Genomic DNA, 14,280 nt, shown 5'->3' with positions numbered 1-14,280 from the left:
GAAATAAAACCATGTCAATGCCAGAATGCGACAATGCGCTGGAATCAACTCGCAGCCGAACCTTGCTCGCTGGCCCGCGCGCTCGCCGTGGTGGGCGACCGCTGGTCGTTGCTGATCCTGCGCGAGGCTTTCCTGCGCGTGCGCAGGTTCGACGAGTTCCAGGGCCGGCTCGGCATTGCCCGCCGCGTTCTGGCGGAGCGCCTGGCCAGCCTGAGCGACGACGGCATATTCGAACGTGTCGCCTATCAGGGCCGGCCAGAGCGCTTTGAATATCGCCTGACCGAGAAGGGGCTCGCGCTTTACCCGGTGATCCTGTCGCTGGTGCATTGGGGAGATAATTTCTACGCCGATGCGAGCGGCCCACCCGTCCTCCACCAGCACATGGCTTGCGGCCACGACTTCCGCTCTGTCCTTGTCTGCTCCGAATGCAGCGAGCCCGTCCATCCGCGGGACGTGGTCGCCCGCCCCGCCGTGGAGCAGACTCGAACGGGCTAATCCCCGGCCAAGCCCTTCAGCCGATATAGCGCCTCCAGCGCTTCGCGGGGGGAGAGCGCGTCCACGTCGATGGCGGCCAATTCGGTGCGCAGGGCGTCAATCACTTCCTCTTCGACGGCCGCGGCCGCGGCAAAAAGGGGCAAATCGTCCAGCCCCGCCGCGAGTCCTCCTGTCTTGGCACGGCCCGCCTCCAGCTTGTCGAGCACCGCCTTGGCGCGCTTGAGGGTGGCGGGGGGCAGGCCCGCGAGACGGGCGACGGCGATGCCGAAGCTGCGGTCCGCGGGGCCTTCGGAGACTTCGTGGAGGAGCACGAGATCGCCCTTATACTCGCGCGCGCGGACATGGTGGAGCGTGAGCGCGTCGCAGCGCTCCGCGAGGCGGGTGAGCTCGTGATAGTGCGTCGCGAACAAACACCTGCACCGGTTGTCCTCGTGGATCGCCTCGACCACCGCCCAGGCGATGGCGAGGCCGTCATAAGTGGAAGTGCCGCGGCCGACTTCGTCGAGGATGACGAAGCTGCGCGGAGTGGCCTGCGCCAGGATGGCGGCGGTCTCGACCATCTCCACCATGAAGGTCGAGCGGCCGCGCGCGAGATTGTCCGAGGCGCCGACGCGGCTGAACAGGCGATCGACGAGGCCGAGCTTCGCGCGCGTGGCGGGGACGTAGCTGCCCGCCTGGGCGAGCACCGCGATCAACGCGTTCTGGCGGAGGAAAGTCGATTTGCCGCCCATATTGGGGCCGGTGACAAGCCACAGCCGCGAGCTTTCGGAGAGCGAGCAATCATTGGCGACGAAGCGGCCGCCCGAGCGCCCCACGGCTTCCTCGACCACCGGATGCCGCCCGCCTTCGACTTCGAAACAGGCGTGACCGACCAGCGAAGGCCGCGCCCAGCCGCCTTCCGCGGCGCGCTCGGCCAGCGCGGCGGAGACGTCGATGCGGGCCAGCGCGTCGGCGGTGGCGGCCACGGCTTCGCGGTTGGCGAGCGCGGCCTCGGTCAAATCCTCCAGATGCGCGGCTTCGGCGGCGAGCGCATGCGCCCCCGCCTGCGTCACCTTGATCGCGACTTCGTGCAGTTCGGGCGCGTTGAAGCGGACGACACCGGCCAGGGTCTGGCGGTGCGTGAAGCCGCTGTCCTGCACCATCAGGGGATCGGCATTCTTGGCGGCAACTTCGATATGATAGCCGAGCACGCCGTTATGGCGGATCTTGAGGCTGGCGATGCCCGTGCGCGCCTTATATTCGGCCTCCAGCGCGGCGATGGCGCGGCGACCGCCCGCACCCGCATCGCGCAGATCGTCGAGTGCGGCGTCATAGCCCTCGCCGATATAGCCGCCCTTGCCGGCGTCGATCGGCGGCTCCGCGACGAGTGCGCGGGAGAGCAAATCGATCAGCGCGCCGTGGCCGCGCAGTTGCGGCGCGAGCCCAGCGAGGAGCGCGGGGACTTGGGGGATCGCGCCGAGCCGCTCGCCCAATCGCCATGCGCCGTCCAGTCCGTCGCGAAGCTGGCCGAGATCGCGCGGGCTTCCCCGGCCGGCCGCAAGACGACCGAGCGCGCGGCCGATATCGGGGAGCGCGCGCAGATTTGCGCGCACTCCCTCTCGAAGAGCGGACTCGTCATGGAAGCGCTGGACCAGATCGAGCCGTGCATCGATGCCCGGCCGGTCCATCAGCGGCGCGGCCAAATCCTGCCCCAGCATGCGCGCGCCAGCGCCGGTGACCGTGCGATCGATGCAATCGAGCAGGCTCCCCCTTCGCGCGCCGCTTGCGGTCTGGCACAATTCAAGGCTTTCGCGCGTGGCCGCGTCGATCGCCATGGCCGCTTCGGTGCGGCTGACGCGCGGGGGGCGGAGGAAAGGGAGCGATCCCTTGGCGGTGTGATCGAGATAGGCGACCAGACCGCCGGCGGCCGCCAGCGCCGCGCGCGAGAACTGGCCGAAACCGTCGAGCGTCGCGACGCCGAACAGCCGCTTGAGGCGCGCCTCTCCGTTCGCGCTGTCGAAATCCACCTTCGGGCGGAAGGCAGTCGCCAGACTGGCGAAGTCCGATGCTTCGCACGCGATCGTCTCGGCGGGCGAAAGGCGCGCGATCTCGGCGTCGGCGCGCGCGGCGTCGGTCTCGATGACGTGGAAGACGCCCGTGGAAATGTCGGCGCAGGCGATGGCGACCTGGCCGCCCGCCTCGCCGATGGCGGCGCACCAATTCGCGGCGCGGCTGTCCAGCAATGCCTCTTCGGTAAGCGTGCCCGCGGTGACCACGCGGATGATTTCGCGGGCGACGAGCGCCTTGGAGCCGGCGCGGGCCTTGGCCTGTTCGGGGGTCTCGATCTGGTTGGCGATGGCGACGCGGTGGCCGGCCTTGATCAGCCGCGCGAGATAGCCGTCCATTGCATGGACCGGCACGCCGCACATCGGGATGCGCTCGCCCTCATGCTCTCCGCGCGCCGTAAGCGCGATATCGAGCACCGCGCTCGCTATCCGGGCGTCGTCGAAGAACAATTCGAAGAAATCGCCCATCCGGTAGAAGAGCAGGCAATCTTCGGCCTCCGCCTTAAGGGCGAGATATTGGGCCATCATCGGGGTGGGCGCGGCGGACGACATCAGCCCGGATGGCTACCGCAACCTTGCCCCAATGCAACCGGGGCGATGGGGCGAGCGCCCAAGATGCTGGGGATAAGGAAAGGCGCGCTATCGCGACAAGCGCCGGTTCCCTTCGCGGGCGAGCCGCCCTAAGAGACCGACATAGACCGGAGAGACAAGAATGGCCGAAGACAGCAGCGTCCAATTCTCGGAGCGCGAGGCGCTGCTTTATCATAGCGAGGGCCGGCCCGGGAAAATCGAGATCATCGCCTCCAAGCCGATGGCGACGCAGCGCGACTTGGCGCTGGCTTATTCGCCTGGCGTCGCGGTGCCGGTGCTGGCGATCGCCGAGAATCCGGCGCTGGCTTATGATTATACCGCGAAGGGCAATCTGGTCGCGGTGATCTCCAACGGCACCGCGATCCTAGGGCTCGGCAATCTCGGCGCGCTGGCGTCCAAGCCGGTGATGGAAGGCAAGGCGGTGCTGTTCAAGCGCTTCGCCGATGTCGATTCAATCGATATCGAGCTGAAGACCGAGGATGTCGACCGCTTCATCGACGCAGTCGAACTGATGGAGCCGAGCTTCGGCGGCATCAACCTGGAGGATATCAAATCCCCGGAATGCTTCGTAATCGAGCAGACGCTGCGCGAGCGCATGAACATTCCCGTCTTCCACGACGATCAGCACGGCACCGCGATCATCGCCGCCGCGGGGCTAATCAACGCGCTGTACCTGACCGGGCGCGATATCAAGCAGACGCGCGTGGTCGTGCTGGGCGCGGGTGCGGCGGCGATCGCCTGCGCCGAGCTGATCAAGGCGATGGGGCTGCCGCACGACAACCTGCTGATGCTCGACCAGAAGGGCGTGATCTATCAGGGCCGCCAGGAAAGCATGAACCAGTGGAAGTCGGCCCACGCGGTCAACACCACGCGGCGCAGCCTGGCCGATGCGCTCGACGGGGCGGACGTGTTCCTGGGGCTCGCCTCGGCCAATTCATTGCCCCCCGAGCTGCTCAAGACGATGGCGGCCAAGCCGATCCTGTTCGCGATGGCCAATCCCGACCCCGAGATCAGCCCGCCCGTCGCCAAGGCCGCGCGGCCCGATGCGATCATCGCCACCGGCCGTTCGGATTATCCGAACCAGGTGAACAACGTGCTCGGCTTCCCCTTCATCTTCCGCGGCGCGCTCGATGTGCGCGCGACGACGATCAACGACGCGATGAAGATCGCCGCCGCCACCGCGCTGGCCGAACTCGCGCGCCAGCAGGTGCCCGAGGAAGTAGCGGCGGCTTACGGCGTCAAGCACACGTTCGGGCCGGACTATATCATCCCGGCGCCCTTCGATCCGCGGCTGATGGAAATCGTCCCCGCCGCCGTCGCGCAGGCGGCGATGGATTCGGGCGTGGCGACCAGGCCGATCCCGAACATGGCGGTATATCGCCAGCAACTGCGCGCGCGGCTCAATCCCACCACTTCGGTGCTCAGCCTTGCCGATGAAGGCGCACGGGCGAACCCGAAGCGCGTGATCTTCGCCGAGGCGGAGGAAGAAGTCGTGCTGCGCGCGGCGATCGCATTCAGGGCAGAGGGCTATGGCACACCGGTGCTGGTGGGGCGCGAGAGCGTGGCCGACAGCCTGCGCGCGCTCGGCGCGAATCCCGACGATTTCGAGCTGCACAATAGCGTCAATTCCCCGCTGGTGCCCGAGATGGTCGAGTTCCTGTATGGCCGGCTCCAGCGGCGCGGCTATCTGCGCCGCGATGCCGAGCGCATGGTCAATCGCGACCGCAACATCTTCGGCGCGCTGCTGCTCCAGCTCGGCAAGGCCGATGCGATGATCACCGGCGTGACACGCACCTATGCCGAATCGATGCGCCAGGTGCGCCGCGTGATCGACTATCAGGAAGGCCGGACCGCTTTTGGCGTGCATGTGATGGTCGGCCAGTCGCATACGGTGTTCATCGCGGACACGACCGTCAACGAACGCCCGAATGCCGAGGAGCTGGCGGATATCGCCGAAGGCACGGCCCAGGTGGCGCGGCGCCTAGGACACGAGCCGCGCGTGGCGTTTCTCAGCTATTCCAATTTCGGCAATCCGGAAGGGCGCTGGCTCGACAATGTCCGCGGCGCGATCAAGGTGCTCGACGCGCGGGGAGTCGAGTTCGAATATGAAGGCGAGATGTCGCCCGACGTGGCGCTTAACCCCAAGCAGCTCGCCAATTACCCCTTCGCGCGGCTTTCAGGCCCAGCGAACATCCTGATCATGCCGGGCCTGCAATCGGCGAATATCTCGGCCAAATTGCTGCGCGAGCTGGGCGGGGATTCGACGATCGGCCCGATGCTGATCGGGATGGAAAAACCCGTCCAGATCGCCCCGATGACCGCGACCGCGAGCGAGCTGGTGACGCTGGCGGTGCTCGCGGCGGGGGGGATTGCGCGCTAGGAGGCGCGGAGCCTGTCTCCCACCCGGTTGCGGTTTCGATACTGAGCTGACACAATGAAGCAATGAGATATCGATTTGCAGCTTGGCTTACAGCATCGATCTGGCTCATAAATGCGGCAATGGCAGCCGACCACGAAAGCGGCAGGGCCCCGAAACTAGTCTTGTCGATTATAGAGGAAAAGGAACCGGCTTCGCAGCGGTCGGTGCTCGTGGGTCATCTATCAATAATAAACACATTATCCAGCAGCCTGTGTTTACATAAGGACCTAATCGAAAACGATAGTTCGCCTCATAAGGGCATTAAGATAAACGGGAAGTTTGGAAGCGGACTTCCGCCACCACCTCGCGTCGCAGGAACCCGAGAGATAGCACCGGGCGAGAACGTCTCGTTTCGACAGATCGTCAGCTATCGCGACTCAGAAAAAGTACAAAAACGCGCCACGATACAGGTGGTCGTTCTTGCGTGGCGGTGTGATGGAAGTCGCAGGCTCAAGCTATTATCGAATAAGGTTCGTTTGTAGAATAAGGCGGTGTGCGTCTAGCCATCTTGTTGTGAGCGGACCGCTACCACCCGTATCCGAAGTTGATCACTTTTATGGTTAGCCGTCGATGCTGCCGCCCATTCCCGCATTGACGATGCCGCCGTCCACGGTGAGCGTTTCGCCTACGACATAGTCCCCGGCGCGGCTCGCCAGGTAGATCGCGGCGCCGGCCATGTCCTCGGCGACGCCGATGCGGCCCGAGGGGATGCGCTTCGCCACGCCTTCGGCATGATCGCGGGCGGCCTTGTTCATGTCGCTGGGGAAGGCGCCGGGAGCGAGCGAGGAAACGACGATCCGGTCCTGGATCAGCCGCGCCGCCATGCGGCGGGTGAGGTGAATCAACGCGGCCTTCGACGCCTGATAGCTGTAGGTCTCCCACGGATTGACGCGCTGGCCGTCGATCGAAGTGATGTTGATGACCTTGGCGGGCCGGTCCTCGCTGGCAGCGGCTTTGAGCAGGCCGTGCAGCGCCTGGGTGAGGAAGAAGGGCGATTTGACGTTGAGATCCATCACCTTGTCCCAGCCGCTTTCCGGGAATTCATCGAAGGGGACGCCCCAGGCCGCGCCCGCATTGTTTACGAGGATGTCGAGCGATCCCTCGCGCTCCGCCATCGCGGCGGCCAGCGCCTTGCAGCCTTCCACGCTCGAGACGTCCATCGGCAGCGAGATGCAGTTAGGGCCGAGTTCGGCTGCCGTCGCATTGCAGGCATCAGCCTTGCGGGCGGAGATATAGACCTTCGCGCCGGAAGCGATGAAACCCTGGGCGATCATCCGGCCGATGCCACGCGACCCGCCGGTGACCAAAGCGACGCGGCCATCGAGGCGGAAGAGTGTGCTGGTGTCCATGTTTCTACTTCCTTCTGCTCGCCTCCCGCTTGCGGGAAGGGTAGGGGGAGGGCGTGTCAAAAATCCGGGAAGGTCGTCGAGGAGGACAGCCCCTCCCCTAACCCCTCCCGCAAGCGGGAGGGGGATTTATCCTCCTCTTTTGATCGTCTCGCGCGCGATGATGAGCTGCTGGATCTGGCTGGTGCCTTCGTAGATGCGGAACAGCCGGACGTCGCGGTAGAGCCGCTCGATGCCGTAATCGGCGATATAGCCAGCGCCGCCGAAGATCTGGACCGCGCGGTCCGCGACGCGGCCGACCATCTCGCTGGCGAAATACTTCGCGGCGGCGGCTTCCATCGTGGTGTTTTCGCCGGCGTCCTTCCGGGCCGCGGTTTCCATGACAAGCGCCTTCGCGGCGAGGGCTTCGGTCTTGGAATCCGCCAGCATCGCCTGGATGAGCTGGTGCTCGGCGATCGGCTTGCCGAACTGCTTGCGCTCGGATGCGTAGGCCACGCAATCGGCGATCAGCCTCTCGGCGACGCCGGCGCAGACGGCGGATATGTGCAGCCGCCCGCGATCGAGGACCTGCATGGCGATTTTGAAGCCTTCCCCTTCGGCGCCCAGGCGTAGCGATACGGGGACCGGAGTGTCGTCGAACACGACATCGGCGACCTTCGCGCCCTTTTGCCCCATCTTCTTTTCAGGCTCGCCGATGCTGATCCCTGCAAGCGCGCGCGGCACGAGGAAGGCGGATACGCCGCGCCCACCGGGCTCTTCGCCGGTCCGCGCCATCACGGTGAAGACATGCGCCTTGTCGGCATTGGTGATGAAGCGCTTGGTGCCGGTGAGACGGTAAACCTCGCCGTCGAGGACCGCACGGGTTTTCACGGCGCCGGAGTCGGATCCAACATCGGGTTCGGTGAGGGCGAAGCTGGCGACCACTTCGCCGCTGGCGATCTTCGGCAGCCACTCGGCCTTTTGCTGGGGCGTGCCGGCCATTACCAGGCCCTGGCTGCCGATGCCGACATTGGTGCCGAAAGCGGACCGGAAAGCGGGCGTGGTCCGGCCCAGCTCGACCGCGACCTTGCATTCCTCAAGCATCGTCAGGCCGAGGCCGCCATATTCCTCCGCGATCGAAAGGCCGAACAGGCCGAGCGCCTTCATCTCTTCGACGATATGCGCCGGGATCGCGTCGGCTTCCTCGACTTCGCCCTCGAGCGGGCGGAGCCGCTCGGCCACAAAGCGCCGGATCGTCTCGATCAACGTATCGAAGATTTCCGGATCGAGTGCCATGCCGTGCCCTTGGTTCGAAAGGCGAATAGCTATAGCGCGGCCAAGGGATCGGACAAGCCGTACCCGATCTTCCAATAGCATATCATTGACGTGAAAATCGCCCCTCTTATGCTGGCCCCCATGACAGCCGGTAATGCTCCCGCCATACCCCCGATCCGCCGCATCCGCACGCCGGTGATGCTGACATACGGCTTCGGCACGGTGGCCTACGGCGTCAAGGACTTCGGCTTTGCGACCTTCCTGCTGTTTTTCTTCAATCAGGTCGTCGGCCTACCGGCTACGCAGGTGGGGCTGGCGATCATGTGCGCGCTGCTGCTCGACGCCTTCATCGACCCGGCGATCGGCTTCCTTTCGGATCGCACGCGCAGCCGATGGGGGCGGCGGCATCCATGGATGTATGCCTCCGCGCTGCCGATCGCGGTCGGGTGGCTGCTGCTGTGGAACCCGCCTGAGCTAGGCAAGGAGGCGATGCTCGCCTGGGTTTTCGTGATGTCGGTGATCGTGCGCGCGGCGGTCAGCGTCTATGAGGTGCCGTCCCAGGCGCTCAGCCCGGAGCTTTCGGCAGACTATGACGAGCGCACGCGGATCATGGCCTATCGCTATCTGTTCGGCTGGTTCGGGGGGATGGCGATGATGATCCTGTCCTATGGCTGGCTGCTGCAGGGCACTGCCGATCAGCCCAACGGGCAGCTGGTCCGCGCCAATTATCCCGGCTTCGCCGTTGCCGGAGCGATCCTGATGGTGGTTGCGATCCTGGTCTCAGCCATCGGCACGCACCGCGAAATCGGACGGCTTCCCAAGCATGAGAGCGCGCCCGCGCCGATCGGCGGGCATTTTCGAGAACTCCTCCAGACCGTGCGCAACCGGCCGTTCCTGATCCTGATGGGAGCGGGGATCTGCTATTATTCGGCGCAGGGGATCAGCTTCGCGCTTTCCTCCTATCTCTATGCCCATGTCTGGCGGCTGGAGGGACACGGTTTCACGATGCTGGGGCTCGCATTGTTCGCGGGCGCGATAACCGCGTTCATCGTGGCGCCGATCGTCGCGCGGCGGACGGGCAAGCGCGCCGCGGCGATGGGGTTCATGGGCGCGGCGGTGGTGTTGATTTCGCTGCCTTATGTGCTCCGGCTTGCCGGCTGGTTCCCCGATGTGGACAGTCCCGCGATGCGGCCCTTGCTGTTCGCGATTTTCGCCGTGAACGGCGTGTGCGGCATTTCCTCCACGATCCTCGGCGCTTCGATGATGGCCGATGTCGTCGAGCATTCGGAGGCACGGACCGGGCGGCGGGACGAGGGGGTATTCTTCGCCGGAGCGTTCTTCGTCCAGAAATGCTGCAGCGGCCTGGGAATCCTGGCCAGCGGGATCATCGTCGACATGGTCGGCTTCCCCACCGGAGCGAAGCCGGGGATGGTGCCCGTGGCGACGATCGACCGGCTGACTATCGTATTCATCACGCTCTATGCGGTTTTCGGGCTCGCGGCGGCATTGCTCTACACGCGCTTTCCATTCGGCAAGGCCGAGCATCTGGCGCGCGTCGCGGCGCTGGCGGAGGGTGGCGGAGCGCGCGAAGGTGTGTTATAACACACGTATGAACAAACCCGCCAAATCCCTCAAGGTCGTGCGCATCGGCAATTCGGCAGGTGTAATCCTGTCGAGAGAACTGATGGCTCGGTTGCGCGTCGAACTGGGCGACGAGCTCAGCCTTTCCGAAGTTCCCGGCGGTTTCACGCTGACTCGCCACGATCCCGATTTCGAAACGCAGATGAATGCTGCGCGCGAAATGATGGCGCGCCGGCGCAACGCGCTGCGCGAACTCGCCAAATAAAATGAGTTGGATTTGGGTCGATGCGGCCGTGGCCGTAGCGGCCCACGGAGAACAGCTTGCCGAACACGGCGGCGCGGAAGGGGTACGCGACTATAACATGCTAGAGAGCGCAATGGCGCGGCCGCTCAACCTTGTCGCTTATGGCGATCCGGATGTGGCGGAATTGGCGGCCAGCTACGCATTCGGCATCGCGCGCAACCACCCTTTCGTGGACGGTAACAAGCGGACCTCGGCGGTCGTCAGCGAAACCTTTCTGTTGCTTAACGGCTATCGGCTTGACTGCGACGATGTCGAGCTGGTCACGACATTCCTCGCACTGGCTGCGGGCGAATTGACGGTCGAAGCCCTCACCGACTGGTTCAGGCAACACATCAAGTAAATGCCCGCCGCGAGCTGGGCTCGCGGCGGGCATCCTTTCCTCCCCAGGAAACGCTTTCGCTTCAGCCGACGCGGCCGAGGCGGTGGAAGAGATTGGCGTATTTGATCGATTCCGGGCTGTCCTTAACTGCCTGGAGGTGCGTGCCGACGGCTTCGCGGATGAGGCGGAAATCCTCTGTCGAGAAGACAGCGCGGCTGCGCTGCGGGGTATTGGGCGGGGTATTGGGCTGCGGTTCGGTGGTCATGATCGATACTCCTGTTACGCGGCTTGCTTGTTGAACTGGTCGGCCTCGGTCGATTGGGCATAGGCAGTGGTAGAGCTGTCGCCGCCGGCCACGGCCTGGGCGATCAGATCGAAATAGCCGGTGCCGACTTCGCGCTGATGACGTGTGGCGGTGTAGCCGTTGGCCTCGGCCGCGAACTCGGCTTGCTGGAGCTCCGAATAGGCCGCCATGCCACGATCGCGATAGCCACGCGCCAGCTCGAACATGCCGAAATTGAGCTGGTGGAAGCCCGCCAGGGTGACGAACTGGAACTTGTATCCCATCGCGCCCAGCTCGCGCTGGAAGCGGGCGATATCGTCCTTGTCCAGATTCTTCTCCCAATTGAAGCTGGGCGAGCAATTATAGGCCAGCATCTTTTCCGGATGCTCACGCTTGATCGCCTCGGCGAAGCGGCGGGCGTCGCCCATGTTGGGCTTGCTCGTCTCCCACCAGAGCAGATCGGCATGGCTGGCGAATGCCAGGCCGCGCTTGATGCAGTGATCGACGCCGGTGCCTTCCTTGAGGCGATAAAAGCCCTCGGCGGTGCGCTCGCCGGTGAGGAATTCATGGTCGCGCTCGTCCACGTCGGACGTGATCAGCCTGGCCGATTCCGCGTCGGTGCGGGCGCAGATCACCGTGGGCACGCCGCAGACGTCCGCGGCCAGGCGAGCGCTGTCCAGATTGCGAATGTGCGCCTGGGTCGGGATCAGAACCTTGCCGCCGAGGTGCCCGCATTTCTTTTCCGATGCGAGCTGGTCTTCATAATGCACCCCGGCGGCGCCTGCGGCTATATAGGCCTTCATGATCTCGAAGCAATTGAGCGGGCCGCCAAAGCCAGCTTCGGCATCGGCGACGATCGGGGCAAACCAGTCGCGCTCGGCCCCCCCCTCGCTATGCTCGATCTGATCGGCGCGCTGCAGGGCGTTGTTGATCCTCTTGCACAGTTCGGGCCCGGCATTGGCGGGATAGAGCGACTGATCGGGATACATCGCGCCGGCCGTGTTGGCATCGGCGGCGACTTGCCAGCCCGAAAGGTAGATCGCCTTCAGGCCGGCGCGGACCTGTTGCATGGCCTGATTGCCGCTCATCGCGCCAAGGGCATTGATGTAATCCTCGTTGCGCAGCAGTTCCCAAAGCTTGAGCGCGCCGCGGCGGGCCAGGGTGTGCTCGATCGCCAGCGACCCGCGCAGCTTGGCCACGTCATCCGCCGAATAGGGGCGGACGATACCGTCGAAGCGGCCGGTGGGGGCGGGGATCAAGTCTTCGAAGCTCGTAATCATTGTCAGGCCCTTTACAGTTCGTGATCGCGATAATGCGCGAGCGTGGACGACGGATAGCTTCGAGCTGGGAAATTACAGTGGGCCTGTCGGGCGAACCTTGGCATCAGGCTGTCATCATGTAATATAATTTACATGGCTGATCGAAAGCTCTTCGCGGGACATGCAGTGCGCCGGTTGCGGCGCGGGGCGGGGCTGACTCAAGCGGCGATGGCCGAGATGCTGGCGATATCGCCGAGCTATCTCAACCTGGTCGAGCGCAATCAGCGGCCGCTGACCGCCAGCGTATTGCTGCGCATGGCCGAGGCATTCGACTTCGATCCGCGCACCCTCTCCGCGAGCGAGCCGGGCGGCGGGGCGGAGGCAATCCGGCGGCGGCTGGCCGATCCGATCTTCGCCGATCTGGAGATCGACCGGCACCAGATGGAGGAGTGGCTGGCGGGCGCGCCGGGCGGAGCGGAGGCCTTTGCCCGCGCCTATGACCGGATCGGGGCCGGCGCGGCGGAAGAGAGCGGGATGCCCGATCCGCACGGCCAGGTGCGCCGCGAAATCGAGCGCTGGCGCAATCACTTCGCCGATCTGGACGTCGCCGCGGAAGCACTGGCGGACGAACTGCGGATGGGCGCGGGCGATCCCTATGGCGCGATGGCCGAGCGGCTGCGCGTCAAGCATCAGCTATCGGTGCGCATCCTGCCCGCCGATGTCCTTGGCGGGAACCTCAAGCGGCTCGACATGCATGCGCGCCAGCTCCAGCTTTCGGAAATGCTGGATGCGAGCGCGCGCGTGTTCGCGCTCGCCGAGCAACTGGCATGGGAGGCGCGCGAGCAGATCGACGCGCTGGTGCGAGGCGCCGGGCTGGAGCGCATGAGCGAGCGGCTGTTTCGCCGGCATCTCACCGGCTATTTCGCCGCCGCGGTGATGATGCCCTATGCCCGCTTCCTGCGCGCGTGCGAGGCGACGGGATATGATGCGGACATCCTCCAGCGGCGCTTTGGCGCCAGCTTCAGCCAGGTGGCGCATCGGCTGACCACCTTGCAGCGCGTGGGCGCGCGCGGGCTGCCGTTTTTCATGCTGCGCGTGGACCGGGCGGGGCAGGTCTCCAAGCGCTATGCCGGGGCGAGCGGATCGCCGCTGGCCGAGGGGCCGGGGGTTTGTCCGTTATGGGATGTGTTTGCGGCGTTTGCACGTGCGGACGTGGCGGTGACCGATCTGGTGGAGACCGAGGATGGCGGCCGCTGGTTCACCTTGGCGCGGTGCGTGACGCCGCAGGGGACGGGGCAGGTGCAGGCGCGGTTCGCGATCGCGCTGGGGCTCGATGCTGCGGAGGCAGGAACACTGGCGGCCGCGCGGGGGATGGATTTGCGCGGGCGCGCAACACCGGTGGGCTTGGGGTGCCGGGCCTGTACGCGCGTGGACTGCCCCCAGCGATCGGCGCCCCCGGCGGGACGGGCGCTGGTGATGAGCGAACGCGAGAGCGGAGTTACGCCGCTTGGGTTTGCAGCGGATTGACGCCGTTCGACGTTATCCCTGGAAGCGGCCGCGGCGATGTGGACCATATCTTGGTCCATGCCCGGCTGCGCGTTATCGGACGCGCCGGCGAGATCGAATATGAGCTGCCGATGACGCAGGAGCAATTGAGGGACGCGATGGGGCTGACTCCGGTGCATGTGAACCCAGTACTCAAAATGCTCGAACAGGAGGGGCTGATCACGCGCGACAAGCGCCGGATCAAGGTGAGGGACTGGGGCGGCCAGGCGCGGCGGATTTCAACGAGCGGTATCTGCATCTCGAGCAGAGCGGAGGGTTCGCGACGGCCGGCGCGTAATTTACGACGTAGCGGCGGCGGCTGAAGCCCGTTAACCTCCGGCGCAGCAGGAGGCAGCATGGGCGGATTCTGGCATATCGCGGCGATGTTGGGGGCGCTGACCGCGGTGGGGGCGCAGGAGGACCAGGCCCGGATTCAAGCCAAGGCGCGATGGACGGTGGCGGCGCAGACCGCGGCGCAAAGCTTCCTCGTTCTGGTCGATCCCGCGGCGCGGGTGGCCGGCAAGCCCGAGCTCAGGAAGCTGAAGATGCTGATGCTCGCCAACTCGGCGCCCGCCTTCCACGGAATCAAGGTCGGCTCCGAAAACGACTGGGAGTTCAACTGCGTGGCCCGCACATGGCGGTGGGTCGCTTCGCGCCAGATCACGCGGGACGGAATCTTCTTCATCGACACCTGGATGCCTACCGAGTGGAAACCTGCGGAAGGGGGCGCCATAGGCTATCTGTCCGGCTTCGCGTGCGGCGACACCAAGCCGATCGGGCCGGAATATCCCGGCATCAAGGCCGCGATCGACGCGCTGACCAAGATAGATCCGAAATAG

At 65.3% G+C, this 14,280-nt stretch carries 13 protein-coding genes; 8 read left to right on the top strand and 5 right to left on the bottom strand.

Annotated elements, in window-relative coordinates:
* The first annotated feature begins 33 nt into the window (after window positions 1-33).
* A complete protein-coding gene (locus VF617_RS08180) occupies window positions 34-495 on the top strand; it encodes a helix-turn-helix domain-containing protein (protein ID WP_331014380.1) in 462 nt (153 codons plus the stop codon).
* Here VF617_RS08180 and mutS read toward each other — a convergent pair.
* Complete coding sequence (gene mutS, locus VF617_RS08175; protein ID WP_331014516.1) at window positions 492-3,068, bottom strand: DNA mismatch repair protein MutS; 2,577 nt, start codon at window positions 3,066-3,068, stop codon at window positions 492-494. The genes VF617_RS08180 and mutS overlap by 4 nt on opposite strands.
* Window positions 3,069-3,252: 184 nt before the next feature.
* On the opposite strand from mutS, the gene VF617_RS08170 reads away from it, so the two are divergent.
* Window positions 3,253-5,511, top strand: coding sequence for an NADP-dependent malic enzyme (locus tag VF617_RS08170; protein ID WP_331014379.1), 2,259 nt, complete (start codon window positions 3,253-3,255; stop codon window positions 5,509-5,511).
* Window positions 5,512-6,110: 599 nt separating this feature from the next.
* Here VF617_RS08170 and VF617_RS08165 read toward each other — a convergent pair.
* Window positions 6,111-6,899 (bottom strand): SDR family oxidoreductase, encoded by a 789-nt coding sequence (locus VF617_RS08165; RefSeq protein WP_331014378.1) that lies wholly within the window; start codon window positions 6,897-6,899, stop codon window positions 6,111-6,113.
* Window positions 6,900-7,025: 126 nt separating this feature from the next.
* Complete coding sequence (locus VF617_RS08160; RefSeq protein ID WP_331014377.1) at window positions 7,026-8,171, bottom strand: acyl-CoA dehydrogenase family protein; 1,146 nt, start codon at window positions 8,169-8,171, stop codon at window positions 7,026-7,028.
* A gap of 120 nt (window positions 8,172-8,291) precedes the next feature.
* Between VF617_RS08160 and VF617_RS08155 the strand changes: the two genes are divergently transcribed.
* Genes VF617_RS08155 through VF617_RS08145 form a run of 3 tightly spaced genes read left to right on the top strand, consistent with a single transcriptional unit; the run spans window position 8,292 to window position 10,375 of the window.
* Window positions 8,292-9,752, top strand: coding sequence for an MFS transporter (locus VF617_RS08155; RefSeq protein ID WP_331014376.1), 1,461 nt, complete (start codon window positions 8,292-8,294; stop codon window positions 9,750-9,752).
* Between the two features lie 7 nt (window positions 9,753-9,759).
* Entirely contained in the window at window positions 9,760-9,996 is a 237-nt protein-coding gene (locus VF617_RS08150; RefSeq protein WP_331014375.1) for an AbrB/MazE/SpoVT family DNA-binding domain-containing protein, read from the top strand.
* A gap of 1 nt (window position 9,997) precedes the next feature.
* Window positions 9,998-10,375: a type II toxin-antitoxin system death-on-curing family toxin gene (locus VF617_RS08145; protein ID WP_331014374.1), complete on the top strand. Its 378-nt coding sequence runs from the start codon at window positions 9,998-10,000 to the stop codon at window positions 10,373-10,375.
* A 61-nt stretch (window positions 10,376-10,436) separates the two neighbouring features.
* On the opposite strand, the gene VF617_RS08140 is transcribed toward VF617_RS08145, so the two are convergent.
* Together VF617_RS08140 and aceA are read right to left on the bottom strand one after the other, a co-directional pair.
* Window positions 10,437-10,619: a hypothetical protein gene (locus VF617_RS08140; RefSeq protein WP_331014373.1), complete on the bottom strand. Its 183-nt coding sequence runs from the start codon at window positions 10,617-10,619 to the stop codon at window positions 10,437-10,439.
* Between the two features lie 14 nt (window positions 10,620-10,633).
* Window positions 10,634-11,917: an isocitrate lyase gene (gene aceA, locus VF617_RS08135; protein WP_331014372.1), complete on the bottom strand. Its 1,284-nt coding sequence runs from the start codon at window positions 11,915-11,917 to the stop codon at window positions 10,634-10,636.
* A 132-nt stretch (window positions 11,918-12,049) separates the two neighbouring features.
* On the opposite strand from aceA, the gene VF617_RS08130 reads away from it, so the two are divergent.
* Genes VF617_RS08130 through VF617_RS08120 form a run of 3 tightly spaced genes read left to right on the top strand, consistent with a single transcriptional unit; the run spans window position 12,050 to window position 14,280 of the window.
* A complete protein-coding gene (locus tag VF617_RS08130; RefSeq protein WP_331014371.1) occupies window positions 12,050-13,423 on the top strand; it encodes a helix-turn-helix domain-containing protein in 1,374 nt (457 codons plus the stop codon).
* Between the two features lie 38 nt (window positions 13,424-13,461).
* Entirely contained in the window at window positions 13,462-13,764 is a 303-nt protein-coding gene (locus tag VF617_RS08125; RefSeq protein WP_331014370.1) for a helix-turn-helix domain-containing protein, read from the top strand.
* Between the two features lie 33 nt (window positions 13,765-13,797).
* The gene (locus VF617_RS08120) at window positions 13,798-14,280 is read left to right on the top strand and encodes a hypothetical protein (RefSeq protein ID WP_331014369.1); all 483 of its coding nucleotides are present in this window, start codon (window positions 13,798-13,800) and stop codon (window positions 14,278-14,280) included.

This window comes from Sphingomonas sp., assembly GCF_036388215.1.
Classification (GTDB): Bacteria; Pseudomonadota; Alphaproteobacteria; order Sphingomonadales; family Sphingomonadaceae; genus Sphingomonas.
The sequence above is the reverse complement of the archived record's forward strand: the minus strand, read 5'-3'. Positions and strand labels throughout refer to the sequence as shown.

Bases quoted from the DNA above. Each gene is read 5' to 3' on its own strand.
- aceA (WP_331014372.1), bottom strand. From the start codon at position 11,917: ATGATTACGAGCTTCGAAGACTTGATCCCCGCCCCCACCGGCCGCTTC.
- VF617_RS08160 (WP_331014377.1), bottom strand. From the start codon at position 8,171: ATGGCACTCGATCCGGAAATCTTCGATACGTTGATCGAGACGATCCGG.
- VF617_RS08120 (WP_331014369.1), top strand. From the start codon at position 13,798: ATGGGCGGATTCTGGCATATCGCGGCGATGTTGGGGGCGCTGACCGCG.
- VF617_RS08130 (WP_331014371.1), top strand. From the start codon at position 12,050: ATGGCTGATCGAAAGCTCTTCGCGGGACATGCAGTGCGCCGGTTGCGG.
- VF617_RS08155 (WP_331014376.1), top strand. From the start codon at position 8,292: ATGACAGCCGGTAATGCTCCCGCCATACCCCCGATCCGCCGCATCCGC.
- VF617_RS08165 (WP_331014378.1), bottom strand. From the start codon at position 6,899: ATGGACACCAGCACACTCTTCCGCCTCGATGGCCGCGTCGCTTTGGTC.
- VF617_RS08180 (WP_331014380.1), top strand. From the start codon at position 34: ATGCGCTGGAATCAACTCGCAGCCGAACCTTGCTCGCTGGCCCGCGCG.
- VF617_RS08150 (WP_331014375.1), top strand. From the start codon at position 9,760: ATGAACAAACCCGCCAAATCCCTCAAGGTCGTGCGCATCGGCAATTCG.
- mutS (WP_331014516.1), bottom strand. From the start codon at position 3,068: ATGATGGCCCAATATCTCGCCCTTAAGGCGGAGGCCGAAGATTGCCTG.
- VF617_RS08145 (WP_331014374.1), top strand. From the start codon at position 9,998: ATGAGTTGGATTTGGGTCGATGCGGCCGTGGCCGTAGCGGCCCACGGA.
- VF617_RS08170 (WP_331014379.1), top strand. From the start codon at position 3,253: ATGGCCGAAGACAGCAGCGTCCAATTCTCGGAGCGCGAGGCGCTGCTT.
- VF617_RS08140 (WP_331014373.1), bottom strand. From the start codon at position 10,619: ATGACCACCGAACCGCAGCCCAATACCCCGCCCAATACCCCGCAGCGC.